This is a genomic window from Streptomyces sp. NPDC000151 (assembly GCF_040301705.1).
Taxonomy (GTDB): Bacteria; Actinomycetota; Actinomycetes; order Streptomycetales; family Streptomycetaceae; genus Streptomyces.
In genome coordinates, this window is record NZ_JBEPFC010000006.1 from 88,372 (window position 1) to 115,170 (window position 26,799).

Here is a 26,799-nt window from a genome sequence, read left to right on the forward strand (position 1 = left end):
ACCCGGTGAAGATCGCGGACCGTAGGAGGCCCGCTGTCTCGGCGATACCGGGTAGGCCGCAGAGCCCGCCCGGCGCTACCCTCCGGCGCATGATCGCTTCCCCCGAGCCCGCGGTAGAGCCGCCGGACACCTTGACCGACCCCCGCGAGCTGGTGCTCGCTTACCTCGACTACTACCGTGCCGCGCTGCTGCGCAAGCTTGACGGCATGTCCGAGGAGGACCTGCGTACCAGCAGGCTCCCGTCCGGCTGGGCCCCGCTCGCTCTGCTCAAGCACCTCGCGTTCGTGGAACGGCGATGGTTCCGCTGGGGGTTCGCCGCCGAATCAGTGGATGCCGTCTGGGGCGATGAAGACCCGGACACACGAAAATGGCAGGTCGGCGCCGAGGAATCGACAGAAGAGATCCGAGACCTCTTCCTGGACGAGTGCGCGCGATCCCGCAAGATCGTGGCGGGCGCCGAACTGCAGGAACCCGCACGCAGCGGTGGCGGCTTCAATCCCCCTGACCACCACCCGGCGCTGAGCTGGATCCTGTTCCACGTGCTGCAGGAGTACGCCCGACACGTCGGCCAGCTCGACGTGGTCCGCGAACTCGCCGACGGGGTCACCGGCGAGTAGCGCAGCGCCGGCGGGAACAGACCACGCCGGCACCCCGCAGTCGCTGCCACCATCGTCGGCTGCGGACCCCGCGACGGGCCGAAAAGTGTGAGGTAGGGCCTGTCGTCACAAAGAGAAAGGCAAAGAGGAATACCCACTCCTTGCCACTCTCAACTTATAGCGCACTGGGGGGCTTGCCGCAAGGCCCCGGTCGTGGGGCAGAATCGCGGGCCGAGGCCAGAACCTGCCGAAATTGGAGATTCACGAAGTGCGTGTGGTGTTGTCGGTTTGTGAGTCATGCGGTGACGTCGTCGGGCCGGTGAGGGGACGCGCGCTGCGGGTGCGGGCGCTCGGCACTGAGGCGCGGGCGGGCGCGCCGTCGGCCGTCGCGGCAGCGACCCCGGACCGGAGCTGATGACATGAATCCCCTGGCCACCAGCGCGTTCGACCTGCCCGACCGCCTCTCCCCCAAGGCGGACCCGACGCTGATCGACGGCGACGAGCAGCACTTCGCGGCCATCGCGGAGAGCCTTGAGCAGACGATCGCCGAACTGTCCGACCGCCTCGATGCCGAGCGCAAGGCGCCCGGCGGCATCGGCCGGGCGGCGATGGACCGGGACGCGGAGATCCACCGGCTGGCCGCCCGCCTGCGCGCGTTGCGTCGCTTCGGTCTTGACCTGTGCCTGGGGCACATCGTCCGTGCGGACAGCCCCGAGCCCGTGTACATCGGACGCCTCGGCCTCACCGACAGCACGGGGCGCCGGCTGCTGCTCGACTGGCGTTCCCCCGCGGCCGAGCCGTTCTTCGCGGCGACCCACGCCAACCCGATGGGCCTGGCGAGCCGCCGCAGGTACCGCTGGACCCGCGGCCGGGTCAGCGACTACTGGGACGAGGTGTTCACCGCCGACGGGCTCGAAGGGCACGCCGCGCTCGACGACCAGTCCGCGTTCATCGCCAGCCTGGGCAGCAACCGGTCGGACCGGATGCGCGACGTACTCGGCACCATCCAGGCCGACCAGGACGCCGTCATCCGGGCCGGCTCCCGCGGCGCCCTCGTCGTCGACGGTGGTCCCGGTACGGGCAAGACCGTCGTCGCTCTGCACCGCGCCGCCCACCTCCTCTACGCCGACCCGCGCCTCGGTCACCGTCGGGGCGGTGTGCTGTTCGTCGGTCCGAGCCGGCCCTACCTGGCCTATGTCGCCGATGTCCTGCCGAGCCTCGGCGAGGAGGGCGTGCAGACCTGCACCGTGCGCGACCTCGTCACCGAGGGGGCCGGAGCGGCGGTCGAGACCGACCCGAGCGTGGCCCAGCTGAAGGCGTCCGCGGACCTGGTGAAGGCGATCGAGCCGGCCGTCGGCATCTACGAGGAGCCGCCCACCGAGGGGATGACGGTCTCCAGTCACTGGTCCGACGTCTGGCTGAGCGCCGAGGACTGGGCCGCGGCGTTCGCGGCCGTGGAGCCCGGCACCCCGCACAACGAGGCGCGCGACCAGATCCGCGAGGAGCTGCTCACGATCCTCATGGACAAGCACACGGAGGAGTACGAGGACGACGGCGCGGTCTCGCCCCAGCTGCTCCGGAGGTCGCTGCTGCAGAACCGGGAGCTGATCAGGACCCTCAACCGTGCGTGGCCGATACTCGAAGCGGCCGACCTCGTCGGAGACCTGTGGTCGGTGCCTGCCTACCTGCGTAAATGCGCTCCCTGGCTCAGCCTCGATGAGGTACGGAAGCTCCAGCGCGCGGACGCCCAGGCCTGGACGGTGTCCGACCTGCCGCTCCTGGACGCGGCACGGCAGCGGCTCGGCGACCCGGAGGCGTCCGTACGCAAGCGTCGGCACGAAGCCGCTGTCGCCGCCGAACGTGCGCGCAGGGCCGATGTCATCGACGGCATCCTGCAGGACACCGAGATCGACGAGAGCGAAGGCGCGGTGGGGATGCTGCGCGGACAGGACCTGCAGGACACTCTGATCGACGAGGGCGCGCTGTCCGGCACCGAACCGGACCTGCTCGCCGGCCCGTTCGCGCACATCATCGTGGACGAGGCTCAGGAACTGACCGACGCCGAGTGGCAGATGCTGCTGCTCCGCTGCCCGTCCCGGAGCTTCACCATCGTCGGTGACCGCGCCCAGGCCAGGCACGGGTTCACGGAGTCGTGGCAGGAACGGCTGGCGCGGGTCGGGCTCGACCGGATCACCGTGGCCTCCCTGAGCATCAACTACCGCACGCCGGAAGAGGTCATGGCGGAAGCCGAGCCGGCCATCCGCGCTGCGCTGCCGGACGCCAATGTGCCGACCTCCATCCGCAGCAACGGCATCCCCGTCGTACACGGCTCTCTCGCGGAGCTGGACACGGTCCTCGACACCTGGCTCGCTGCGCATGACGACGGCATCGCCTGCGTCATCGGCGCTGGTGACACGGGGGTCGGCACGTTCCGGGCGTCATCCCGCGTGCGGTCGCTGACGCCGGAGCTGTCGAAGGGGCTGGAGTTCGATCTGGTTGTCCTCATCGACCCGGAGACGTTCGGCGAAGGCATCGAAGGAGCCGTCGACCGCTATGTTGCGATGACCCGCGCGACCCAGCAACTCGTCGTCCTGACGAGCGCCTGATGAACTCCTGACGAGCTCCTGACAAGTCTCGATGAGCTCCTGACGGGCGGCGGATGCTTATGGGGGGTACAAGCTCAACCTCCCTCCGTGGCCGTTCGCGGATACCGTGGGTTGCATGGACCACCGACCCGGCGACCGCACCGACAACCGCTCCGAGATCCGGGATTTCCTCGCCAGCCGGCGCGCCAAGATCACACCGGGGCAGGTCGGGCTGCCCACCAGCGGCCGGCGCAGGGTTCCCGGGCTGCGGCGCGAGGAAGTCGCCGTGCTCGCCGGCGTGAGCACCGAGTGGTACACCCGGCTGGAAAAGGGCCACATCAGCGGCGTGTCCGAAGAGGTACTCAACGCGGTCGCCGAGGCACTCCAGCTGGACGACGCCGAACGCACGTACCTCTTCGACCTGGCCCGCGCGGCCCGGCCCGCCCACCGCACGCAGTCCCGCCGCAAGAATGTCGAGGCCCCACCACCCGTCCAGTGGCTGCTCGACTCCGTCACCATGTCCGCTGCCTTCGTACGCAACGGCCGCATGGACGTCGTCGCCGCGAACCCGCTGGCCCGCGCCCTGCACGCGCCGATGTTCGACAGCGAGACCACCGACAAGCGCGGTCGCGCCAACATGGCCCGGTACCACTTCCTCGACCCCGGGGCCCACCACTTCTTCGTCGACTGGGACGCCGCCGCCAACGCCACCGTCGCGCTGCTGCGCGCCGAAGCCGGGCGCGAACCCCATGACCGGGCCCTGCGCGAACTCATCGGCGAGCTGTCCACACTCAGCCCCGAGTTCCGTACGATGTGGGCCGCGCACGACGTCCGCACCCGCCACGACGGCATCAAGCGCCTGCAGCACCCGGAAGTCGGCCGCCTGGAGCTGACCTATCAGTCCCTGGATCTTCCCCTGCCCAACCGGGCGGTGCACGACCTGACCTTCTACACCGCCGAACCGGGCACCACCTCCGAGGACCGGCTCAAGCTCCTCGCCAGCCTGGCAGCGACCCGGTCCCGGGCAACGGAGCCCACCAACGAGCTGCACTGAGCCACCTGCGCCGGACACGCCTCCGAGACGACCGATCGAGCCTCATCGATGCTCATGCCAAAAAATATTTCGGACGATGATGTCGAGAACCCGTGACCGGCTCCGTCCCCGCAGTGAATGCGACCACAATGGGTCGCACCAGCATCGAGGAGACTCACGATGGCCAAGTACCTGCTGCTCAAGCACTACCGTGGCGCCCCGGCTGCGGTCAACGACGTGCCCATGGACAAGTGGACGCCGGAGGAGATCTCGGCGCACATGCAGTACATGCAGGATTTCGCGGACCGGCTCGAGAAGACCGGCGAGTTCGTCGACGGTCAGGCGCTCGCCCCCGAGGGGACGTGGGTCCGGTACGACGGTGAGGGGCGTCCGCCGGTCACCGACGGACCGTTCGCCGAGACTAAGGACCTCATCGCCGGCTGGATGGTGATCGACGTCGACAGCTACGAGCGCGCCGTCGAGCTGGCCGGGGAGCTGTCGGCCGCTCCCGGTGCGGGCGGGAAGCCGATCCACGAGTGGCTCGAGCTGCGCCCGTTCTACGGCGTGTCGCCCACCGTCACGGAGTGATCTCCGAGGTGACCTCAGAGCTGGACGAGGCCCTGCTCCGGAGCCTCACGCCGAGCGTGCTCGGGATCCTCGTCCGCCGCGGAGCCGACTTCGCGGCGGCCGAGGACGCCGTGCAGGAAGCGCTGGTCGAGGCGGTCCGCGTGTGGCCCGCCGACCCTCCGCGCGACGCGAAGGGCTGGCTGGTCACCGTGGCCTGGCGCAAGTTCCTCGACGCGACCCGGGCGGACACCGCCCGGCGTCGGCGCGAGGACCTCGTCGAGGAGGAGCCGGCGGCCGGGCCCGCGCCCGCGGTGGACGACACGCTCCAGCTGTACTTCCTGTGCGCCCACCCGTCGCTGACGCCGTCGTCCGCGGTCGCGCTCACGCTGCGCGCCGTCGGCGGGCTGACGACCCGCCAGATCGCCCAGGCGTACCTGGTGCCCGAGGCGACCATGGCGCAGCGCATCAGCCGGGCCAAGCGCACCGTGACCGGCGTGCGCTTCGAGACGCCCGGCGACGTCGCCACCGTGCTGCGCGTCCTCTACCTGGTCTTCAACGAGGGTTACTCCGGCGACGTCGACCTCGCCGCCGAGGCCATCCGGCTCACCCGGCAGCTCGCGGCCGCGATCGACCACCCCGAGGTGGCGGGGCTGCTCGCCCTCATGCTGCTCCACCACGCCCGGCGCGCCGCCCGGACCGCGCCCGACGGCAGCCTGGTACCGCTCGCCGAGCAGGACCGCGGCCGGTGGGACACCGAGTCGATCGCCGAGGGCGTCGAGATCCTGCAGGCGGCCCTCGCCCGCGACCGGCTGGGCGAATTCCAGGCCCAGGCCGCCATCGCGGCACTCCACGCCGACGCGCCCACCGCCGAGGAGACCGACTGGGCGCAGATCGTCGAGTGGTACGACGAGCTCGCGCGCCTGACCGACAGCCCGGTCGTCCGGCTCAACCGCGCGGTGGCCGTCGGCGAGGCCGACGGACCGCGCGCCGGCCTGGCGGCGCTCGCGGCGCTGGACGACGCCTGCCCGAGCTCTTCGGGCAAGGGATCCCCCATACCCCGCCGCGCCGCGGTGGCGGCGTACCTCCACGAGCGCGACGGCGACCTGGCGACGGCGGCACGGCTGTACGCCGAGGCGGCCCAAAAGGCACCCAACCTCGCCGAACGCGACCACCTGACCCGCCAGGCCGCCCGCCTCAACGCCCGCCGGCGTGACTGACGAGGCGCGCTCGGACGTTCCCGCGGCACTCGGCCAGAGGCGACGGTCACCTGGCCCTCCTCCTACCATCACCACCAGAGCGACGACGAGACGACGAGACGACGAAGGGCAGCCCCGGTGAAGATCCGTGAGTTCGCGGTCGAGCAGTGGATGAACGAGTACGAGGAGTCCTGCCGGTACAACCTGGCCGAGACCTGCGTCCGCTCGCTCACCACCGGGGAGCTGCTGGACCTGTCCGGCCGACGCGAGGAGGTACTGGCCGAGCTGGCAGCCACCCCGCTCACCTACGGGCCGATCCCGGGCAGCCCCCGCCTGCGCGGGCTGGTCGCGGGCCTGTACTCGGCTCAGGACGCGGACAACGTCCTGGTCACCCATGGCGCGATCGGCGCCAACGCACTCGTGCACGCCACCCTCGTCGATCCGGGCGACCACGTCGTGGCCGTGGTCCCCACCTACCAGCAGCACTACTCCATCCCGGACAGCTACGGCGCCCGCGTCGACCACCTGACGTTGCGTGAGGAGCACGGGTGGCTGCCCGACCTGGACGAACTCGACCGCCTGGTCACCCCGGACACCAAACTCATCGCGGTCAACAACCCCAACAATCCCACCGGCGCGCTCATCGACGCCACCGGGCTGGCCCGCATCGCCAAGATCGCCGAGCGCGTCGGGGCGTGGGTGCTGTGCGACGAGGTCTACCGGGGCGTGGACCAGGACGGTGCCGGATTCACCACCTCGATCGCCGACCTGTACGAGCGCGGCATCTCCACCGGCAGCATGTCCAAGCCGTACTCCCTGGCCGGTCTGCGCCTGGGCTGGATCGTCGGCCCGACCGGCCTGCTGCAGGCGGTCGCCACCCACCGCGACTACACCACGATCAGCGTCGGACGCGTCGACGACCTCCTGGCCTGCGTCGCGCTGGAGAACAAGGACGCAATCCTGGCCCGCTCCCACCGGATCACCCGCACCAACCTGGCCGTCCTGGACGAGTGGATCACCGGCCGCGACGACATCGGCTACGTCAAGCCGTCCTCGGGCACCACCGCGCTGCTCCGCTACAACGCCCCTCTCGACTCCTATGAATTCTGCATCCGCCTGCTGAAGGAGACCGGAGTCATGCTCACCCCGGGCGCCGCCTTCGACATCGAACACACCGTACGCATCGGATTCGCCGACGACACCGACACACTGCGCACCGGCCTGCACCTGCTCGGCCAGTTCCTCGACCAACTCCCCCTGGCGTAACGCCCCAGGGCGAGCTCCGTGGTGCGGCTGCCGTGCGAGCATGGGTGGTCGGACTGTCACCGAGGAGCCCACGTGAGACAGAGCGTCGGAATTGCGCTGCCCCTGGCGGCTCTGGCATGTGCTCTGGCACTGCTCACCGCGTGCGGGGGATCCACGGGAAACACCCACCCTTGCACCCTGAGGGGCACGCTCGCCGGCATCCAGGTCAAGGTCCCCCCGGAACTGGCGAACCGGACGGCCGACGCGACCCTCACGGCCTGCTGGGACGGCACATGCCGGAAGCGCACGCTGTGGCTGCGGGGAACCCGGCCGGAAGAACCGGCGACCCCGGGGAACCCGGTAATGACCACGGAGACCGCCACTGCCACTGCCACCGCGACCGGGGCCGCCTCCCAACCCCCCGAGCCCCATACCTGGCCTGGCTTCGCGGCCATACGCGACCTGCCAACACAGCCGGTACACATCACGCTGGTATTCAAGAATCAGCGCGGCGCCACCGTGCTCGACCGACAGATCACTACCACCCCGCAGCCCACCTATCCCAACGGCCGCGACTGCGCACCGGGTAACCATCAGGCACACCTGACGGTCACGAAAGAGGGCTCGCTGATCCCACGCTGACCGTGCGGATTCACAACGGACGGGCTCTCTCCTCATCCCCTCCGACCACCGCCCCGGCACTCGCCGTGCCCACGCAGGCCAGGGCCACCCACTGCACCACGCTCAGGTGTTCCGCCAGGACCAGCACTCCCGCAAGGCCCGCGCTCGCCGGCTCCAGGCTGGTCAGTACGCCCACCGTCCTCGTCGGCAGCCGCCGCAGGGCCGCCAGCTCCAGCGAGTACGGGAGTACCGCCGAGAGCATCGCCACCACCACTCCGGTCAACAGCACTCGCGGGGCAAGCAGTTCCGTCCCCTGACGCAGCACGCCCAGCGGTGCCGTCAGCACGGCTGCCCAGGCGACCGCAAGAGCGAGTAGGCCCCCTCCCGTACTGCCGGCACCCGCTTTCTTGCTCAGTAGCAGGTAGGCGGCCATACAGGCGCCTGCGGCCAGGGCGAGAAGCACGCCGGCGAGCGGGAAGTGGGTGCCGTGCGGGGTGTGGAAGAGCCACACGCCGCCTCCGGCCAGGACAGCGCAGCCCGCGTCACGCAGGCGGCGCGAGGTGAGGAGGGCGAGGGTGATCGGTCCGAGGAGTTGGAGAGCGCTGGCCAGGCCCAGGGGCAGGAGGAGCAACGCGGGGTAGATCAAGTTCATCCCCGCGATGGCCGTGCCGAAGCCGAGTACCACCAATGCGTCCGTACGGCTGCGCGGCAGCGAAGGCCGGTACAGGAGCAGCAGGAATACCGCGGCCAGTCCGAGACGCAAGGTCACGACTCCCGGCGCGCCGACCGCACCGGAGAGTTGTTTGCCGATGGCCTGCCCGAACTGGATGCTCAGCACGCTTCCCAGCATCAGCGCGGGAGCGGGAGGCTTCGTCATGGCTCCAGGCTCGGCGCCGTGAGCATCCAGGTCCAGCAAAGGTTTTTGCAGGTAACTGTTTAGGCTTGACTGCATGATTGACCATCGGCTGCACGTTCTGCGGACGCTCGCCGAGCACGGGACAGTGACCGCGACCGCCGCTGTCCTGCACCTGACCCCCTCGGCCGTCTCCCAGCAGTTGCGTCTGCTGGCCCGTGATCTGGAGGTGGAACTGCTGCGGCCGGAGGGGCGGCGAGTGCGGCTGACACCGGCCGCGCACATCGTGCTCCGGCACGCCGACACGTTGCGGATGCAGTGGGAGGCGGCCCAGGCGGAACTCGCTCAGCAGAGCACTGTCCTCCGGGGCACGCTGCGATTGTGCGGGGTGTCCTCCGCGCTGGCCGCGCTCGCAGCCCCGGCCTTGGCCCGGCTGCGGAAGACGCACCCGCTGGTGGAGCCGCTGATCTTCGAGGAAGAGAGCGCCGAGTGCTACCGGCTGCTGCTCGCCGACGAGGCGGACGTGGCCCTGGTGCTGCCCGGCCCGGACGCGCCGCCCGTCACCGACGCCCGTTTCGAGCAGACACCACTGACGACCGACCGCCAGGACCTGCTGGTCGCCGAGGGACACCGGCTCGCCCGACCCGAGGGAGTCCAACTCGCGGAAGCCGCCGATCAGCCGTGGATCGTGAAGAAACACAACAATGACACCTACCCCTTGGTGACTGCGGCGTGTGCGGCGGCCGGGTTCACTCCCTGCATCGTCCACCAGGTCAAGGAGTGGTACGCAGTCTCCTCACTCGTCGCCGAAGGGCTCGGCGTCTGCCTCATGCCCAGAATTGTTCCGCTGCCCCAACACGCCGTTGTGCGGGTCCCGTTGCTGGGCGAACCGACTCCCGTGCGGCAATTGCTGACCGCCGTGCGGCGAGGCAGCGCCGCACACCCCCTCGTCAAGGCCGGACTGGACGCGCTGCGCAACGCGGCGTCGACCCACGCTGTTGGCGGCTGACACCACGGCCCGGATGGACACGGATACGAGGAAGCGGCTCAGCTCCTGGCCGCACCCTTCCCCGTACCGTTTCGTGTCTGTCGAGTCGGAGCGCGGTGCTTGTCCGGGCGGAAGATCCGGTCCAGGTGGTACTCGAAGATCGCGGTGGCGGAGTCCGGGCCGCGCTGGCCGACGAGGATACTGGTGCCGAGCCCGGCGGACATGGCGAGCAGGCTGACCGCCTCCGCCCGGGGGTCCACACCGGGCCGCAGCAGACCGGACTCCTGCGCCTGCCGGAGGAGTCCGGCCAGGGCGGCCTCGGCGGCGTCGGGGTCCTTGATGAACGGCTGGGCCGCGAGCGCCGGGTCGTTCACGGCCAGGACGGCGTACGAGGTGTAGAGGTGGTGGAAGGTGCGGCTCTCCTCGTCGGTCGGCAGTGCCGCCATCAGCAGCGCCTCGATCGTCGCGCGCGGCCCCGGGTGGTCCCCGGCGGCCCGGAGCCTGGCGGCGACCCGCTCGCCGAATCGCTCGGTCAGCTGCCGCAGCCCGAAGAGCAGCAGCTTCTCCTTGGTCTCGAAGTAGTACTGCACCAGCCGAAGCGAAACCCCCGCCTCCGCCGCCACGTCGCGCATCCCCACGGCATGCAGCCCGCGCCGGGCGGCGACCCGGACGAGCGCCTCGGCGATCTCGGTCCGGCGCTCTGCGTGATCCACGCGCTTGGGCATCGTCCGGCTCTCCGCTTCTCGTTGGCATGAGTTGGCATGGGCTGGCGGGGGCTGGCATGGGCTGGCATGGGTGCGGGCTCCAGCGGCCCCCTTGATGATACAGCCGTACCACCATCGTGGTACGTTCGTATCACGACGTCCGTACTACGACGTTCGACTACCCGGAGGTGGCCGTGCCCGAGACCACTGCAGTCCGCGCCCAGGCCGATGTCGGCCGCTATGTGAGCGACGTCCGGCGCGACCGCTACTTCGCCGCCTGCGACGCGGTCTACGCGTTGGGGGCGCCCGCGCTGGCGGAAGAGGACGTCACGACGTCCTTCGGCACCACGCACGTCTACCGCTACGGCCCGGCGGACCCGGCCGCCCGCCGCCGCACCCCCATCGTCCTGGTGCACGGAGCGGGCTCCTGCTCCGCCATGTGGTACCCCAACACCCCCGCACTCAGCGCCGAGCGACCGGTCTACGCGATCGACACGCCGGGCGACCCCGGCCGCAGCGTGCAGCGCGCGCCCATCCACCAGCCCGACCGCGCCGCCCAGTGGCTGGACGAAACGCTCGCCGGGCTGGGGCTCGACCGCGTGCACCTCGTCGGCTCGTCCTACGGCGGATGGCTCGCCCTGAACCAGGCGCACCGTGGGCCCAACCGCTTGGCCTCGGTCACCCTGCTCGACCCCGGCGGCCTGGAGAAGGTGGGGCTGCGCTTCTTCGTCTGGATCTTCGCCAGCCTCTTCGCGACCTTCGCGCCGAAGGCGCTGCGGCCACGGCTGGCGGCCTGGCTGGAGCAGCCGGTGCTCGTCGTGCCGGAGCTCCGCGCGATGATCAGGCTCGGCGTACGCGCCTATCGCATCCGCCGCCCGGCGCCGCTGCCCCTCTCCGATGCCGAACTGTCCGGCATCCGCACCCCGCTCTCTCTGATACTCGGCAAGCGCAGCCTGCTCGTGCACCCGCAGCGGCAAGTGGAGCGTGTCCCGCGTCTGATACCGGGCGCCCGGGCCGAGATCGTCTCCCACACCGGCCATGGACCGCAGATCGACCATGCCGAGGAGGTCAACCGGCGGATGCTGAGCTTCCTGGAGTCCGTCGACTGATCAGCCGGTTCTCGAAGCCGGGCCTGGCTGCGGTCCCGGCGGGATGCGGGGCCGCTCGCCGATTAGGTGTGCGGGCTCGGGCCGCGTAGAGTTGCAGCTACCGACGCGGGGTGGAGCAGCTCGGTAGCTCGCTGGGCTCATAACCCAGAGGTCGCAGGTTCAAATCCTGTCCCCGCTACTGATCCCCGGGCCCGGCGGAATATCATCCGCCGGGCCCGGGGCTTTTGCGTGTACGGGCTCCCGGTGCTCCGCCTGTGGTGAGGAAGCGGTTCAGGGGCAGTGTCGCGGCGCCTACCGTTACCGCGTCCGTGCCGAGGCGGCCGAGTTCGATCGTGGCGCGGGCTGCCGGGTACCGGAGGGCGTATGCCGCGGTGGCCTCGCGTACGGCAGGCAGCAGGCGGGCGCCGAGGAGGAGGCCGGCCCAGCCGGCCAGTACGATCCGCTCGGGGTTGAAGAGGTTGACCAGGTCGGCGATGCCCGCGCCGAGGTATTCGGCGGTCTCCGCCAGGACTTCGGCGGCGGCCGGACCGTCGGCGGCCAGCAGCGCGGCGAGCGCGGACTCCTCGTCCGCGCCGGGCGCGCCTCCGCCGCCCGCCTCCCGCCAGCGTTCCCGTACCGCTTCGGCGCCGACGTACGCCTCAAGGCAGCCGCGGGCGCCGCAGCGGCAGCGGCGGCCGCGCAGCTGCAGGGTGGTGTGGCCCCACTCCCCCGCGCCCTGTGCGGCGCCGCCGTACGCGCTGCCGTCGGTGATCACGCTGGCGCCGACGCCGGAGCCGATGAGGGCGATGACGGCGTTGCGTGCCCCTCGACCGGCGCCGAACCACATCTCGGCCTGACCGAGCGTCTTGGCCCCGTTGGAGATGAACAGTGGTGTGTTCGAGGTGAGTTGGGCGGTGGTGCGGAGGAGGGATTCGAGCGGGGCGGCGTCCCAGCCGACGGTTTGGGCGTGCACGACGGCGCCGCCGGTGGCCGGGTCCTCCGCGACGATGCCGGGGACGCCGACGCCGATGCCGAGCAGCGGGCCGCGCGGGACGTCCGCGCCGCGCACCGCCTCCAGGCCCTCGGCGATGAGCCGTACGACGTGGGTGACGTCATGACCGCCGTCCTTCAACGGGTGTTCGGAGCGGGCGAGTTCGGTCATGGAGAGGTTGAAGAGTTCCACGCGAATTCGGGTTTCGCCGACGTCCACGCCGATGAGTGAGCCGGCGCCCGGCGGGACCCGCAGCAGGGTGCGCGGGCGGCCGCCGTCGGAGTCGACGGAACCCGCCTCCTCCAGCAGGCCGTCCGCGAGCAGTTCGGCGGTGACGTTACTGATGGACGCCGAGCTCAGGCCGGTGTGCGCGGCCAGTTCCTGACGGCTCAGCGGTCCCTCGAAGTACAGCCGGCGCAGCAGTGTCGCGCGGTTGCCGCGGCGCAGATCGCGGACCGTCCTGCGGTGGCGTTCGGGCATGTGGCTCCTTCCCTCCACGCCAACTTACCGGCGTCCGGCGTCTTGACGGCCCCTTCTCTCACTACTTAACTCACGCCTTGAGTTAAGACCGAGCCGCGTTCAGAGCTTTGACGCTCACCTCCCAGAGGGGCCTCAACGACCATGCGCAGAATCCGTATGGCGGCAGCCGCCGCGCTCACCACCGCACTGACCGCCGCCCTCGCCACCGGCTGTGGCGGTGGCACAGCGCCCGGCGGCGCGGCCGGCAACGACAACCCGAAGGAGCTGACGTACTGGGCGACCAACCAGGGCTCCAGCGTGGAGGCCGACAAGAAGGTGCTGGCGCCCGAGCTGAAGAAGTTCGAGCGGCGGACCGGCATCAAGGTTCATCTCGAAGTCGTGCCCTGGGCCACACTGTTGGACCGCATCCTCGCCGCGGCCTCCTCCGGGCAGGGGCCCGACGTGCTCAACATCGGCAACACCTGGTCCGCCTCGCTGCAGAAGAGCGGCGCACTGCTGCCCTTCGACGGCAAGGCGTTCACCAAAATCGGCGGCAAGGACCGGTTCGCGACCGCGCCGATGGCCGCGACCGGCGCCGCCGGACAGGACCCGGCGGCGGTCCCGCTGTACTCCCTGACGTATGCGCTTTATTACAACAAGAAGATGTTCCGGGAGGCCGGGATCGCTCAACCACCCACGACGTGGGGGGAGTTGGTCGCTGATGGGAAGAAGCTGACCAAGGGCGGGACGTACGGGCTGGCCGTCGAGGGCGGCAATCCGGTGGAGAACGCCCACCATGCGTTCGTCTTCGGCAAGCAGCACGGCGCCGACTTCTTCGACGCCGCCGGGAAGCCCACGTTCGACAAGCCCGCGAACGTCGCGGCCGTCAAGCAGTACATCGACCTGCTCGCCGCCGACCGGATCGCCGCGCCGGGCAACGCCGAGTACGCCCAGAACCAGTCCGTGCGGGACTTCGCGACCGGCAAGGCCGGGATGCTGCTGTGGCAGGCCGCGCGCACCTCGCTGCTCGCGCACGGCATGAAGCCGGAGGAGTACGGTGTCGCGCCCGTCCCCTTCCGGTCCGCCGACACTGCCGACCGTCGCAACATCAACTCCATGGCCGCCGGCATCAACATCGGTGTCTTCAAGAACACCGACAACCTCGACGGTGCCCTGAAGTTCGTGAAGTTCATGACTTCGACGGATGAACAGAATGTGCTGACGACGGCGTACGGGTCGCTGTCGCCCGTGCTCGCGGTGCAGAAGCACGCGCCGCGGACGCCGGACGAGGCCGTGCTGCGTGACGTACTCGCCAAGAGTGCGGAGCCGTTGCCGCAGGTTCCGGACGAGGCGCAGTTCGAGACGCTGGTCGGCGGGGCGATGAAGGAGCTGTTCGCCGACGCCGCCGCGGGCAAGAAGATCACCACGGCGGACGTACGGGCCCGGCTGACCGCGGCCCAGCAGCAGATGCAGCGGTGAGGCGGCGATGATCGCCCGTATCCGGCGCGGCGGCCTGCCGTATCTTCTGTTGCTCCCGGCGCTCGCTCTCGAACTGCTCATCCATCTCGTGCCGATGGTCATCGGCATCGCGATGAGTTTCAAGCGGCTCACCCAGGAGTACATCGGCAACTGGGGCGCGGCGCCCTGGGCCGGGCTGGACAACTTCCGGCTCGCGGTCGACTTCGACGCGCCGGCCGGCCGGGCGCTGCTGCACTCCTTCGCGGTCACCTGCGCCTTCACCGTGCTCGCCGTGGGCCTGGCCTGGCTGCTCGGTGTGACGGCCGCGATCCTGATGCAGGACGCGTTCCGGGGCCGCGGCCTGCTGCGCGCGCTGTTCCTCACCCCGTACGCACTGCCGGTCTACACCGCCGTGATCACCTGGTCCTTCCTGCTCCAGCGGGACAACGGGCTGGTGAATCACGTCCTGCACGACCAGCTCGGGCTGACCGACTCGCCCACGTTCTGGCTGGTCGGCGACAACAGCTTCCTCGCGCTCGTGGTCACCTCGGTCTGGCGCACCTGGCCGTTCGCCTTTCTGATGCTGACGGCGGCGCTGCAGAACATTCCCCGGGAGTCGTACGAGGCCGCGCAGCTGGACGGGGCCGGGATCCGGCGGCAGATCCGGCACATCACGCTGCCCGCGCTCCGTCCCGTCAATCAGGTGCTGGTGCTGGTGCTCTTTCTGTGGACCTTCAATGACTTCAATGTGCCGTACGTACTCTTCGGAAAGGCCGCGCCGGAGGCCGCCGACCTGATCTCGATCCACATCTACCAGGCGTCCTTCGAGACCTGGAATTTCGGCTCGGGCTCGGCGATGTCCGTCCTGCTGCTGTTGTTCCTGCTCGTGGTGACGGCCGTATATCTGCTGGTCACCGGCCGTGGAAGGAGGGGCGGGCATGGCTGAGGCCGTAAAGTCGCCCACCGCGCCGCCCCGGTCCTTCGTCTGGACCCGGCGCGTGCTGCTCACCCTGCTGGCCCTGTTCACGGCCACCCCGCTGTATGTGATGCTGAGCAGCTCGCTCAAGCCGCTGCGGGACGTGACCGGCGCCTTCCGGTGGTTCCCCAGCCACCTGACGGTGCAGCCGTATCTCGACATCTGGCGGACCGTGCCGTTGGGCCGGTACTTCGTGAACTCGCTCATCGTGGCGAGCGCGGCGACCGCCTGCTCGGTGGTGATCGCGGTGTTCGCGGCGTACGCGGTGAGCCGGTACACCTTCCGGGGCAAGCGGCTGTTCACGGTGACGGTGCTGTCCACCCAGATGTTCCCCGGCATCCTCTTCCTTCTCCCGCTCTTCCTGCTCTTCGTCAACATCGGGAACGCCACCGGCATCGCGCTCTACGGCTCGCGCGGCGGCCTGATCCTCACGTACATGACCTTCACCCTGCCGCTGTCCATCTGGATGCTGGTGGGTTACTTCGACTCCATCCCGCGCGATCTGGACGAGGCGGCGCAGGTCGACGGCTGCGGGCCGCTCGGCGCGCTGCTGCGGGTGGTCGTGCCCGCGGCCGTGCCGGGCATCGTGGCCGTGGCGATCTACTCCTTCATGACCGCCTGGGGCGAGGTGCTCTTCGCCTCGGTCATGACCAACGACGTCACCCGCACGCTCGCGATCGGCCTGCAGGGCTACGCCACCCAGACCGAGGTGTACTGGAACCAGATCATGGCCGCCTCGCTCGTGGTCAGCGTCCCCGTCGTCGCGGGCTTCCTGCTGCTCCAGCGCTATCTCGTCGCCGGGCTCACCGCCGGCGCCGTCAAATGACGCCTTACGGAAGGACTTCCGTGTCCGACAGCCAGCTCGCCGCGCTCCCCGCCGGCTTCGTGTGGGGGACGGCCACCGCCGCGTACCAGATCGAGGGCGCGGTCGCCGAGGACGGCCGGGCGCCGTCCATCTGGGACACCTTCAGCCACACCCCCGGTGCGGTCGACAAGGGCGACACCGGGGACGTGGCCTGCGACCACTACCACCGCTGGCCCGAGGACATCGCGCTGATGCGGCGCCTCGGGGTGGACGCGTACCGCTTCTCCGTTGCCTGGCCGCGGGTCGTGCCGGGCGGCGACGGACCGGTCAACAAGGCGGGCCTGGACTTCTACGACCGGCTCACCGACGCGCTCCTGGAAGCCGGGATCACGCCGTACCCGACCCTGTACCACTGGGATCTGCCGCAGGCGCTGCAGGACCGCGGCGGCTGGCCGGCCCGGGAGACCGCCGAGCACTTCGCGTCGTACGCCGCGGTCGTCGCCAAGCGGCTCGGCGACCGCGTCCAGCACTGGGCCACGCTCAACGAGCCGCTCTGCTCCGCCTGGATCGGCCACCTCGAAGGCCGGATGGCGCCGGGCCTGACCGACCTCACCGCCGCCGTCCGCGCCTCCTTCCACCTGCACCTCGGGCACGGCCTGGCGACGCAGGCGATCCGGGCCGCGGTGCCCGGCGCCCGGATCGGCATCGTCAACAACCTCACGCACTGCGAGCCGGCGAGCGAGCGCGAGGCCGACCACGCCGCCGCGCGCCGCTCCGACGGCCACACCAACCGCTGGTGGCTGGACCCGCTGCACGGCCGCGGCTATCCCGAGGACATGGTCGCGCTGTACGGCACCGAGCCGCCGGCCCGCGCCGGGGACCTGGAGACCATCGCCGCGCCGCTGGACTGGCTCGGCCTGAACTACTACTTCCGCAACGTCGTCGCCGACGATCCGGCGGGCCCGGTGCCGCACGCCCGGCAGACCGCCGTCCCCGGCGCGCGCCGCACCGCCATGGGCTGGGAGGTCCACGCGGAGGGTCTCGTCGCGACGCTGCGGCGGCTGACCGAGGACTACGGGGCGCGCTGCCTGTACGTCACCGAGAACGGCTCCGCCTACCCGGACACCGTCGGCCCCGACGGGCGGGTCGACGACCCGGAGCGGGTGCGCTATCTGGAGGAGCACCTGGCGGCCTGCGCCCGCGCGGTGTCCGAAGGGGTGCCGCTGGCGGGCTACTTCGCCTGGTCACTGCTGGACAACTTCGAGTGGGCGTACGGCTACGACAAGCGGTTCGGGCTGGTCCATGTGGATTACGGGACGCAGCGGCGGACGATCAAGAGCAGCGGACACCGGTACGCCGCCCTGATCGCCGCACACCGGGCCCGGGTGGGCCCGGTTCCACGAGTGGCGTTCAATCGGCCAGCAAGGTCGTGATGGCCTTGTCCAGCGCGCCGCCGACGTCCTCGATGTGCCGGTGCCGGCCGTTCTCGACGACGAGTTCGCCGCCGGTGACGACATGGCTGACGTCGGCGGCGGTGCCGGCGAACACGGTGTGGGCCAGCGGATCGCCGGCCCGCGCCCCGGCCGTGCGCGGCGAGTCCAGCCGTACGGTGGCGAGGTCGGCGAGCCGGCCCGCCGCGATCGCGCCGGCGTTCCAGCCGAGCGCCGCCATGCCCGCCGAGGTCGCGGCGGTGAGCAGTTCGGCGGCGGTCCAGTGGCCGCGGCGGCCGCTGATCAGCCGCTCGTCCAGTTCGATGGCGCGGGCCTCCTCCCACAGGTCGATCATCATGTGCGCGTCGCTGCCGAGGCTCAGCGGCGTGCCGGCCGCCGCCAGCCGCCCGGCGGGCCCGATCCCGTCGGCCAGATCGCGTTCGGTCGTCGGGCACAGGCAGACGCCGGTGCCGGAGCCGCCCAGCAGCGCGATGTCGGCGGAGTCCAGATGGGTCGCGTGCACGGCCGTCGCGCCCTCGCCCAGTACTCCCTTCTCGTGCAGCAGACGGGTGGGGGTGCGGCCGTACCGCTGGCGGCAGGCGGCGTTCTCGGCGGGCTGTTCGGAGAGGTGGACGTGGAGGGGGACGCCGCGGCGGCGGGCGTCGGCGGCGACGAACGTCATCGCCTCGCGCGGCACGGCCCGCACACTGTGCACGGCGGCGCCGATGCGGAGCCGGTCGCCGTCCCGCAGGGCGCCCGTGCGCCGGGCCCAGTCCTCGGCGCTGCCGTCGCTGAACCGCCGCTGCACGCCTTCCAGCCGTCTGCCGTCGATGTCGGCCATGAGGTAGCAGGTGTCGAGGAGGGTGAGCCGGATGCCCGCGTCGGCGGCGGCGCGGGCGAGCGCGTGGCCCATGGCGTTGGGGTCGTCGTACGGTGTGCCGTCCGGGTTGTGGTGAACGTAGTGGAACTCGCCGACGGCGGTGATGCCGGACAGCGCCATCTCGGCGTACGTGGCGCGGGCGAGGGCGTACATACGGTCGGGATCGAGGTGTCCCGCGGCGTCGTACATGACATCGCGCCAGCGCCAGAAGTCGGTGACGCCGCTCTGGCTGCGGCCGCGGATGGCGCGGTGGAAGACGTGGGAGTGGGTGTTGGCCAGGCCCGGTACGGTGAGTCCGGGCAGTCGGTGGGCACCGGGCGGTGCCGGGGTGTTGTCGGTGACGCGGGTGATCCGGCCGTCGGCCACGTCGATGAGGACCTGCTCGGCGACGCCGGCCCCGCCGAGCCAGGCGTACTCGCAATGAAACGTCATCCGGCCTCCCTAGGGAGCCTGTGTCATGGCCCCGGCCGGGCGCCCGCCGCCTGGCACGCACGCTCGCGGCGTTGTCGTCGGTCGCCGACGCTCCGCGTCGACTCCCTCCTCCGCCTTGCGATCGCACGCACCAGACGACGTTCGCTGATCCGACCAGGGCCATGACACAGGCTCCGACGACGGTCCGCCGCGACCGGTCACGCACCGCGGCGACCACGGAGCTCTCCGTCAACGGTAGTTGATCTCCGAACGACTGGGAACGCCTCGTGCGGACGTGGCGTCAAGATGCCTGTGCCATGGGCGAGTTCAGGATGACCGTGGTGGGCCGGAAGGGCCCTCTTGCGGCGCCGGGGCCGGCTCCGGAGCCGACGCCGCGGCCGGGACCGGGCCCGTGCTGCCCCGCGGCTGGATCCGGGGCAGCGGCTCCTGGGTGTGCCCTGCGGGCGCGCCGTCCAGGAGGGCGGTGAGGGCCTGCGCGGCGTGCCGGCCGAAGGCGGCGGTGTCGCGCACCGGTGCGGTCAGCGCCGGGTGGACGCTGCGGCACAGGACCGAGTCGTCCCAGGCGACGAGGGAGAGCCGGTCGGGGACGCGGATGCCGCGCTCGGCGGCGACGCCCAGCCCGGCGACGGCCAGTACGTCGTTGTCGTAGATCAGGGCGGTGGGCGGCCGGGGGTGGTCCAGCACCCGGCGGGTGGCCGCCGCGCCCTCGCTGTCGGAGTAGTCGGTGGTCACCGAGGCGACCTCGGTGAGGCCGAGGCGGGCCGCCTCGGCGCGCAGGGAGGCGATCCGGCGCTGGGTGTGGGCGAATTCGGGCAGTCCGGCGATGTGCGTGATGCGGCGGTGGCCGAGCGCGTGGAGATGGCCGACGAGGGCGGCCATGATGCCCGCGTCGTCGGCGCCGAGGGTGGAGACGGCCGGGCTCTCACCGTCCACGACGGCCGGCGCGGGGGCGCCGATCATCACGGCGGGCAGCCCGAGGCCGCCCAGCAGGTCGGGGCGGGGGTCGTCCTGGCGCGGGTCGACGACGAGGACGCCGTCCACGCGGTGCTCGGCCCACCAGCGGCGGTAGGTCGCGCACTCCGCGTCCAGCCCCTCGACGACCTGGAAGAGCAGCCCCAGCTTGCGTTGGGACAGCTCCTCCTGGATGCCGGAGACCAGCTGGAGGAAGAAGGACTCCACGCCGAGGGTGCGGGCCGGCCGGGCCAGTACCAGTCCGACCGTCGCCGAGCCCTCGCCGGACAGCGCGCGGGCCGCGGCGCGCGGCTGCCAGCCGAGCTGCTCGGCTACCCGGCGGATGCGGTCCCGGGTCACCGGCGAGACGCCGGGGCGGTCGTTGAGCGCGAAGGAGACCGCGCTCTCGGACACCCCGGCGCGCAGGGCGATGTCCTTCATGGTCGGCCGCCGGGCCGGCGTAGGGCGCATGCTCCCTCTTCCGCTTCGCTACTAATGCGCTTGAGTACGGAGAGACTAAAGCGCATTAGCACTTCGCGCAACAGGCCCGAACTTACCGCTGTGACCTGGGGTTTCAGCACGCAGAAAAGAAATTCGCGCGAAAAGTGTTGACGTAACTCGGGGGCTGCGGGCACCTTTTGGGTCGCCACTCCGGCCCGATCGAAGGAGCCCTGCGGTCATGCGCACTTCCCGAGGCACCCGTGTGCCCAGATCCGCCCGGATCGCCGTACCACTGCTGGCGTCGGCGCTCGTCCTCAGCGCCTGCGGCGGAGGCGGCGGTTCCACCGGCGGCAGCAGCGCCGACGGCAAGGTGAGCGGCCACATCACCTTCCAGACGTGGAACCTGCGCGCCCAGTACAAGGACTACTTCAACGGCCTCATCGACCGGTTCGAGAAGCAGCACCCGGGCACGAAGGTGAAGTGGATCGACCAGCCGGCCGAGAACTACCCCGAGAAGCTCAGCGCGGACGCCGGCGGCGGCACCCTGCCCGACGTGGTGAACGTCTCGCCCGACCTGTCCTATCCGCTGGCCAAGGCCGGGCTGCTGATGAACCTGGACAAGGAGCCGGTCACCGCGAAGGCGAAGAGCACATACACGCCGGAAGCCTGGGCGGGCAACGAACTGCCGGGCCTGGACGGCGCGTACGCCTTCCCCTGGTACCTCAGCACCGGCCCGCTCTTCTACAACAAGGCGCTGTTCAAGAAGGCCGGGCTGAACCCGGAGAAGCCGCCGACGACGTACGACGAGCTGTTCGCTGACGCCGGGAAGATGGCGAAGTCCTCCGGCGGGAAGGTCGCCACGCTGGCCGGGGTGCCCGCGATCGAGGACTTCGGGCGGTACGGCGTGAAGCTGATGAACGCCGACGCCACGAAGTTCACGTACAACGAGCCGCGCGGCGTGGAGCTGCTCACCGAGTACAAGAAGCTGTTCAAGAGCGGCGGGCTGGACTCGCAGGCGCTGAGCGCCACTCCGGAGAGCGCGGGGCGGAAGTTCCTCCAGGGGCGCGTCGCCATGAACCCGGGCAGCGCGCCCGACCTCGTGGACTTCAAGGAGAACGCGCCCGAGCTCTACAAGAACCTCGGCATCACCGACGCGCCGGCCAACACCGGCAAGCCCAATATGTACGTGATGGGCCTCGGCGTGAACGACCGCAGTGAGCACAAGGCCGCCGCCATCGCCTTCGCCCGCTTCGTCACCAACCAGCGCAACCAGGAGTCCTTCGCGCACGAGGTCGCGGTCTTCCCCAGCACCAAGGGTTCCCTCGACAAGCCGTACTGGACCAAGGACGACGGCACCGACGAGGGCCGGGTGCGGGTGGCCGCGGCCAAGATGCTGGACGGCGCGGTCAACTACACGCCCGTGGTGATGACGGACGAGATGAAGACCGTCCTGCAGAACGAGGTCGCCAAGGCGCTGCAGGGCGACAAGTCGCCGAAGCAGGCGCTGGACGACGCGGTCGCGCAGAGCGACCGGCTGCTGCAGCAGGGCTGAGCCATGAGCGTACGGACCCATCGCACGGCCAGTCCCTGGCTGTTCCTGCTGCCGGGCCTGGCCGTGGTCGCGGCCTTCATCCTGTATCCCTTCCTCAGCACCGTTCAGCACGCCTTCACCGACGCGCGGACCCTCACCCCCGGCGTGTGGGTGGGGTTGCGCAACTTCCAGGAGATGCTGGCGGACGGCCAGTTCTGGACGGCGCTGCGCAACAGCCTGCTGTACGTCGTGGTCGTCGTGCCGTGCACGGTCCTGCTGCCGCTGCTGCTCGCGCTGCTCGTGGAGAAGCCGCTCAAGGGCGTCGTCTTCTTCCGCGCGGCCTTCTACACGCCGGTGGTCGCGTCCGTGGTCGTGGTCGCGCTGATCTGGGTGTGGATGCTGGACGACCGCGGGCTGCTCAACAGCATGCTGGAGATGCTGGGCGCGGGCCCGGTGTCCTTCCTCGGCGACGCCTGGCTGGTGCTGCTGTGCGCGATGGCCCTGACGGTCTGGAAGGGCCTCGGCTACTACATGATCATTTACCTGGCGGCGCTGGCACAGGTGCCCAAGGAGCTGCACGAGGCGGCCGCCGTGGACGGCGCAGGGCCGCTGCGCCGCTTCGTCACCGTCACCGTGCCCGCCGTGCGCTCCACGATGGTGCTGGTCGGCGCGCTCTCCTCGGTGGCCGCCTTCAAGGTGTTCTCCGAGGTGTATCTGCTGGCCGGGCCGACCGGCGGCCCGGCCGGGGAGGACAGCACGCTCGTGATGCTCGTCCAGCGCTCCGGCACCGGGCTCTCGGGCCGGGTCGGCTACGCCTCCGCGCTCTCCCTCGTCATCTTCTGCATCGCGCTGGTGCTGATGCTGCTCGTACTGCGCGCCGACCGTAAGGAGAACGCCGCATGACCCGCCTCGGCCGCACGGAGCGGGTCGTGCGTTACCTCCTGATGCTCGCCGTGCTGGCGATCACCGTCGGGCCCTTCCTGTGGCAGCTGTCCACCTCGCTCAAGGGCCCGGCCGAGAACATCTATCCCTCGCCGCCGTCGTTCGTCCCGCACGACCCGACCCTCGCCAACTACGCCGAGGTGGCCCGGATCATCCCGGTCTGGGACTACGCGCTGAACTCCCTGAAGGTCGCCGCCGCCAACGTCCTGACCAACTGCGTCGGCGCCTCGCTCGCCGGATACGCGCTGGCCCGGCTGCGCTTCCGCGGCCGTACGGCGGCCGGACTGCTCTTCGTCGCCGCGCTGCTGGTCCCCCTGGAGTCCATCGTCATCGCGCAGTTCACCACCATGCGCGACCTGGGCCTGAACAACACGCTGGTCGCCGTCGTCCTGCCGGGCAGCGTCGGCGCGCTCAACGTGCTGCTGATGCGCAACGCCTTCCGCGCGATCCCGTACGAGATCGAGGAGGCGGCCGTCGTGGACGGCGCCAACGTCTGGCAGCGTTTTCTGCGCATCGCGCTGCCGTCGGTCAAGGGCACTCTCGCGGTCGTCGCGATCTTCGCGTTCATGGGCGCCTGGGACGACTTCCTCTGGCCGCTGATCGTGCTCTCCGACCCGGACCACTTCACGCTCACCGTCGGCCTGAACTTCCTGCACGGCACCTTCGCCGACAAGCCACGCGTGGTCGCCGCCGGCACGATCATCGCGGTCGCGCCGCTGATCGTGATGTTCGCCTGCCTGCAGCGGTACTTCTTCCGCGGCGTCGGCGAGGGCGCGGTCAAGGGCTGACCCGCCGTAAGCGACGCTCCCCCTTCTCCGTCGAACAGGACCCGTATGCCCCCGCTCCGCTTCGGTGTGAACTACACGCCCACCTGCGGCTGGTTCCACCACTGGCTCGACTTCGACCTGGACGAGGTCCGGGCCGACCTCGATTCCATCGCGGCCCTCGGCCTGGACCACGTCCGGGTCTTCCCCCTGTGGCCGCTCTTCCAGCCCAACCGCACCCTGATCCGCCCGCGCGCGGTGGACCAGCTGGTCTCCCTGGCCGACGCGGCCGCCGAACGCGGCCTGGACGTCGCCGTCGACGGCCTCCAGGGCCACCTGTCCAGCTTCGACTTCGTGCCCGCCTGGACCACCACCTGGCACCGGCGGAACCTCTTCAGCGACCCCGATGTACTGGACGGCCAGGCGGCGTACCTGGAGACGCTGGCCGCGGCGCTCGCCGACCGGCCGAACTTCCTCGGCATGACCCTGGGCAACGAGACCAACCAGTTCTCCGGCGACCCGCACCCCGACCCCGACCGCATCACTCCCGCGCAGGCCACCGCCTGGCTGGAGCGAATGCTGGCGGCCTGCGAGCGCGGCGCACCCGGCCGGCTGCACCTGCATGCCTCGTACGACGCGGCCTGGTACCTCGACGGGCATCCGTTCACGCCGGGTCACTCCGCCACGCTCGGCGCGCTGACCGCCGTGCACGCGTGGGTGTTCAACGGGACGGCACAGCGGTACGGGCGCGAGTCCACGGCCACGGCCCAGCACGCCGCGTACCTCATCGAGCTGTCCAAGGCGTGGGCGGCGGACACGGGCCGGCCGGTGTGGCTCCAGGAGGTGGGCGCGCCGGCGCCGCACATTCCCGCCGAGCACGCGCCCGGCTTCGTACGGGACACCGTGCGCGCCGCGCTGGACTGCACGGACCTGTGGGGCATCACGTGGTGGTGTTCGCACGACGTGGACCGGGCGCTGGCGGACTTCCCCGAGCTGGAGTACAGCCTCGGGCTGCTGACGAACGACCGGCGGGCCAAGCCGGAGGGGCTCGCCCTCGCCGACGCCGTACGGGAGCAGCGGTCCGCGCCGCATGTACCGGAGCCGCGCACCCTCGCGCTGGCCGTGGAGAGCGGCACCCCGTGCGCGCCCGGCGGCCCGGTCTTCGAGGCCTGGATGCGGTTGGCCGAGCGCGGCCTGCGGCCCGCTTGCGTACGGCGCGAACTCGCGGGCGATGACGCCCACTTGAAGGCGCGCGGCATCACGGAAGTGCTCGCCCCCGACCAGGTCTGACAGCCCCGTTCCTGAAGGAGTCCCACCGCCATGCACGACCACCGCACCACCACCGAAGCCCGCCTGAAGCGGGTGCTGGAAGAGCGCCTGTGGCCCGCCGTGTACCCGGAGTCGGTGCCGCTGACCGTCGGCGTGTGGCACGCGCCCGGGGAGCCAGTGCCGGTCGCCGAGGGCATCGCCGCGCCGCGTACGCCCATCGAGCCCGGCGCCCCATGGGGCCCGCCGTGGGGCACCAGCTGGTTCACCGTGCGCGGCACCGTCCCCGAGGCGTGGGCGGGCCGTACCGTCGAGGCGCTGCTGGACCTGGGCTTCGACGAGAACATGCCGGGCTTCCAGTGCGAGGGCCTGGTGTACCGCCCGGACGGCTCGCCGGTGAAGGGTCTCAACCCGCGCAACCAGTGGGTACGCATCGCCGCCCCGGCCCGCGGCGGCGAGGAGGTGCACCTGCACGTCGAGGCGTCCGCCAACCCCGTGATCCTGGACTACCACCCCTTCCTCCCCACCGAGCTCGGCGACCGGGAGACGGCCGGCGATGTGCCGCAGTACAAGCTGGCCCGGATGGACCTGGCCGTCTTCGACGGGACCGTGTGGGAGCTGGCGCACGACCTGGAGGTGCTCGGCCAGCTGATGGCCGAGCTGGGCGAGGACACGGCGCGCCGCTGGGAGATCCTGCGGGCGGTGGAACGCGCACTGGACGCGGTGGATCTGCAGGACATCGGCGGGACGGCGGCCCGCGCCCGTGAGCTGCTGACCGACGTGCTGGCCGCGCCCGCGCACGCCTCCGCGCACCGCATCAGCGCCGTCGGCCACGCACACATCGACTCGGCGTGGCTGTGGCCGCTGCGCGAGACGGTGCGGAAGGTCGCCCGCACAGCGTCCAACATGACCGCGCTGCTGGAGGACGACCCGGACTTCGTGTACGCGATGTCGCAGGCGCAGCAGTACGCGTGGCTGAAGGAGCACCGGCCCGAGGTGTACGCGCGGGTGAAGAAGGCGGTGGCGGACGGCCGGTTCGTGCCGGTGGGCGGCATGTGGGTGGAGTCGGACACCAACATGCCGGGACCCGAGGCGCTGGCACGGCAGTTCGTGCACGGCAAGCGGTTCTTCCTGGAGGAGTTCGGGGTCGAGACGGAGGAGGTGTGGCTGCCGGACACCTTCGGGTACTCCGCTGCGCTCCCCCAGCTGGTCCGGCAGGCGGGCGCCAAGTGGTTCCTGACGCAGAAGATCTCCTGGAGCCGGGACAACAAGTTCCCGCACCACACCTTCTGGTGGGAGGGTCTGGACGGCACGCGGGTGTTCACGCACTTCCCGCCGATGGACACCTACAACGCGCAGCTGTCGGGCCAGGAAGTCGCGCACGCGGCACGCAACTTCCGCGAGAAGGGCGCGGCGACCCGGTCGCTGGCGCCGACCGGCTGGGGCGACGGGGGCGGCGGCACGACCCGCGACATGCTCGCGCGGGCGCGGCGGCTGGCCAATCTGGAGGGCTCGGCCAAGGTCGTCTTCGAGAAGCCCGCGGAGTTCTTCGAGAAGGCGCACGCGGAGTACCCGGACGCGCCGGTGTGGGCCGGTGAGCTGTATCTGGAGCTGCACCGCGCGACGCTGACCAGCCAGGTCCGTACGAAGCAGGGCAACCGGCGCAGCGAACACCTGCTGTACGAGGCGGAGTTGTGGTCGGCGACGGCGGCGGTGCGGACCGGACATCTTTACCCGTACGCGGAGTTGGACCGGCTGTGGAAGGAGGTGCTGCTGCACCAGTTCCACGACATCCTGCCGGGCACGTCGATCGCCTGGGTGCACCGGGAGGCGGCGGAACGGTACGCGCGCATCGCGGTGGAGCTGGAAACGCTCATCGAGGCGGCCCAGCGGGTGCTGGCGGGCGATCCGGCGGCGGGCTCCACGCTGGTGTTCAACGCGGCGCCGCACGGGCGGGAGGGCGTGCCGGCGCGCGGTGCGCTGCCCGAGCGGGCGGC

At 70.9% G+C, this 26,799-nt stretch carries 22 protein-coding genes, 1 tRNA gene and 1 pseudogene; 19 read left to right on the forward strand and 5 right to left on the reverse strand.

All coding sequences use genetic code 11. The features are described 5' to 3' along the window. Positions 1–89 precede the first annotated feature (89 nt). From ABT381_RS03825 to ABT381_RS03855, 7 genes are all read left to right on the forward strand, one after another. Positions 90–617, forward strand: coding sequence for a DinB family protein (locus ABT381_RS03825; RefSeq protein ID WP_351587252.1), 528 nt, complete (start codon positions 90–92; stop codon positions 615–617). 398 nt (positions 618–1,015) lie between these two features. Then, complete coding sequence (gene helR, locus ABT381_RS03830; protein WP_351587254.1) at positions 1,016–3,202, forward strand: RNA polymerase recycling motor ATPase HelR; 2,187 nt, start codon at positions 1,016–1,018, stop codon at positions 3,200–3,202. A gap of 115 nt (positions 3,203–3,317) precedes the next feature. Then, positions 3,318–4,235, forward strand: coding sequence for a helix-turn-helix transcriptional regulator (locus ABT381_RS03835; protein WP_351587256.1), 918 nt, complete (start codon positions 3,318–3,320; stop codon positions 4,233–4,235). 159 nt (positions 4,236–4,394) lie between these two features. After that, a complete protein-coding gene (locus tag ABT381_RS03840) occupies positions 4,395–4,802 on the forward strand; it encodes a YciI family protein (RefSeq protein WP_351587258.1) in 408 nt (135 codons plus the stop codon). A gap of 20 nt (positions 4,803–4,822) precedes the next feature. Further along, entirely contained in the window at positions 4,823–5,998 is a 1,176-nt protein-coding gene (locus tag ABT381_RS03845; protein ID WP_351587307.1) for an RNA polymerase sigma factor, read from the forward strand. Positions 5,999–6,115: 117 nt separating this feature from the next. Continuing rightward, positions 6,116–7,243, forward strand: a complete 1,128-nt coding sequence (locus ABT381_RS03850; RefSeq protein WP_351587260.1) for an aminotransferase — start codon at positions 6,116–6,118, stop codon at positions 7,241–7,243. A gap of 72 nt (positions 7,244–7,315) precedes the next feature. Beyond that, entirely contained in the window at positions 7,316–7,864 is a 549-nt protein-coding gene (locus tag ABT381_RS03855; protein ID WP_351587262.1) for a hypothetical protein, read from the forward strand. Between the two features lie 10 nt (positions 7,865–7,874). Here ABT381_RS03855 and ABT381_RS03860 read toward each other — a convergent pair whose 3' ends face one another. Next, entirely contained in the window at positions 7,875–8,720 is an 846-nt protein-coding gene (locus ABT381_RS03860) for an EamA family transporter (protein ID WP_351587264.1), read from the reverse strand. A gap of 73 nt (positions 8,721–8,793) precedes the next feature. Here ABT381_RS03860 and ABT381_RS03865 point away from each other — a divergent pair, with 73 nt between their 5' ends. After that, positions 8,794–9,705 (forward strand): LysR family transcriptional regulator, encoded by a 912-nt coding sequence (locus ABT381_RS03865; RefSeq protein WP_351587266.1) that lies wholly within the window; start codon positions 8,794–8,796, stop codon positions 9,703–9,705. 38 nt (positions 9,706–9,743) lie between these two features. Here ABT381_RS03865 and ABT381_RS03870 read toward each other — a convergent pair whose 3' ends face one another. Then, complete coding sequence (locus ABT381_RS03870) at positions 9,744–10,409, reverse strand: TetR/AcrR family transcriptional regulator (RefSeq protein ID WP_351587268.1); 666 nt, start codon at positions 10,407–10,409, stop codon at positions 9,744–9,746. 167 nt (positions 10,410–10,576) lie between these two features. Between ABT381_RS03870 and ABT381_RS03875 the strand changes: the two genes are divergently transcribed. After that, positions 10,577–11,497: an alpha/beta fold hydrolase gene (locus ABT381_RS03875; RefSeq protein ID WP_351587309.1), complete on the forward strand. Its 921-nt coding sequence runs from the start codon at positions 10,577–10,579 to the stop codon at positions 11,495–11,497. A 104-nt stretch (positions 11,498–11,601) separates the two neighbouring features. Beyond that, positions 11,602–11,675, forward strand: a tRNA-Met gene (locus tag ABT381_RS03880). Positions 11,676–11,699: 24 nt separating this feature from the next. Here ABT381_RS03880 and ABT381_RS03885 read toward each other — a convergent pair. Beyond that, positions 11,700–12,947: an ROK family transcriptional regulator gene (locus ABT381_RS03885; protein ID WP_351587270.1), complete on the reverse strand. Its 1,248-nt coding sequence runs from the start codon at positions 12,945–12,947 to the stop codon at positions 11,700–11,702. 141 nt (positions 12,948–13,088) lie between these two features. On the opposite strand from ABT381_RS03885, the gene ABT381_RS03890 reads away from it, so the two are divergent. From ABT381_RS03890 to ABT381_RS03905, 4 genes and pseudogenes are all read left to right on the forward strand, one after another. After that, positions 13,089–14,405, forward strand: coding sequence for an ABC transporter substrate-binding protein (locus tag ABT381_RS03890; RefSeq protein WP_351587272.1), 1,317 nt, complete (start codon positions 13,089–13,091; stop codon positions 14,403–14,405). Between the two features lie 16 nt (positions 14,406–14,421). Beyond that, positions 14,422–15,330 (forward strand): annotated as a pseudogene (locus tag ABT381_RS03895) (carbohydrate ABC transporter permease); the annotation flags it as partial. Continuing rightward, positions 15,323–16,186: a carbohydrate ABC transporter permease gene (locus ABT381_RS03900; protein ID WP_351587274.1), complete on the forward strand. Its 864-nt coding sequence runs from the start codon at positions 15,323–15,325 to the stop codon at positions 16,184–16,186. The pseudogene ABT381_RS03895 and the gene ABT381_RS03900, both read left to right, overlap by 8 nt. Further along, complete coding sequence (locus ABT381_RS03905) at positions 16,183–17,598, forward strand: GH1 family beta-glucosidase (protein WP_467753765.1); 1,416 nt, start codon at positions 16,183–16,185, stop codon at positions 17,596–17,598. Before ABT381_RS03900 ends, ABT381_RS03905 begins: the two co-directional genes overlap by 4 nt. On the opposite strand, the gene ABT381_RS03910 is transcribed toward ABT381_RS03905, so the two are convergent. Next, positions 17,576–18,907 (reverse strand): formimidoylglutamate deiminase, encoded by a 1,332-nt coding sequence (locus ABT381_RS03910; RefSeq protein WP_351587278.1) that lies wholly within the window; start codon positions 18,905–18,907, stop codon positions 17,576–17,578. The two genes, ABT381_RS03905 and ABT381_RS03910, sit on opposite strands and share 23 nt — an antisense overlap. A 306-nt stretch (positions 18,908–19,213) precedes the next feature. Further along, positions 19,214–20,329 (reverse strand): LacI family DNA-binding transcriptional regulator, encoded by a 1,116-nt coding sequence (locus ABT381_RS03915; protein WP_351587280.1) that lies wholly within the window; start codon positions 20,327–20,329, stop codon positions 19,214–19,216. A gap of 208 nt (positions 20,330–20,537) precedes the next feature. On the opposite strand from ABT381_RS03915, the gene ABT381_RS03920 reads away from it, so the two are divergent. The 5 genes from ABT381_RS03920 to ABT381_RS03940 all read left to right on the forward strand — a co-directional run. Further along, the gene (locus ABT381_RS03920; protein ID WP_351587282.1) at positions 20,538–21,851 is read left to right on the forward strand and encodes an ABC transporter substrate-binding protein; all 1,314 of its coding nucleotides are present in this window, start codon (positions 20,538–20,540) and stop codon (positions 21,849–21,851) included. Positions 21,852–21,854: 3 nt separating this feature from the next. Beyond that, a complete protein-coding gene (locus ABT381_RS03925; protein WP_351587285.1) occupies positions 21,855–22,733 on the forward strand; it encodes a carbohydrate ABC transporter permease in 879 nt (292 codons plus the stop codon). Next, positions 22,730–23,560, forward strand: coding sequence for a carbohydrate ABC transporter permease (locus ABT381_RS03930; protein WP_351587287.1), 831 nt, complete (start codon positions 22,730–22,732; stop codon positions 23,558–23,560). Before ABT381_RS03925 ends, ABT381_RS03930 begins: the two co-directional genes overlap by 4 nt. Before the next feature lie 45 nt (positions 23,561–23,605). Then, positions 23,606–24,826 (forward strand): glycoside hydrolase 5 family protein, encoded by a 1,221-nt coding sequence (locus ABT381_RS03935; RefSeq protein ID WP_351587289.1) that lies wholly within the window; start codon positions 23,606–23,608, stop codon positions 24,824–24,826. A 30-nt stretch (positions 24,827–24,856) separates the two neighbouring features. After that, positions 24,857–26,799 (forward strand): alpha-mannosidase (locus ABT381_RS03940; RefSeq protein WP_502965696.1); only part of this gene is annotated, 1,943 nt, incomplete at its 3' end.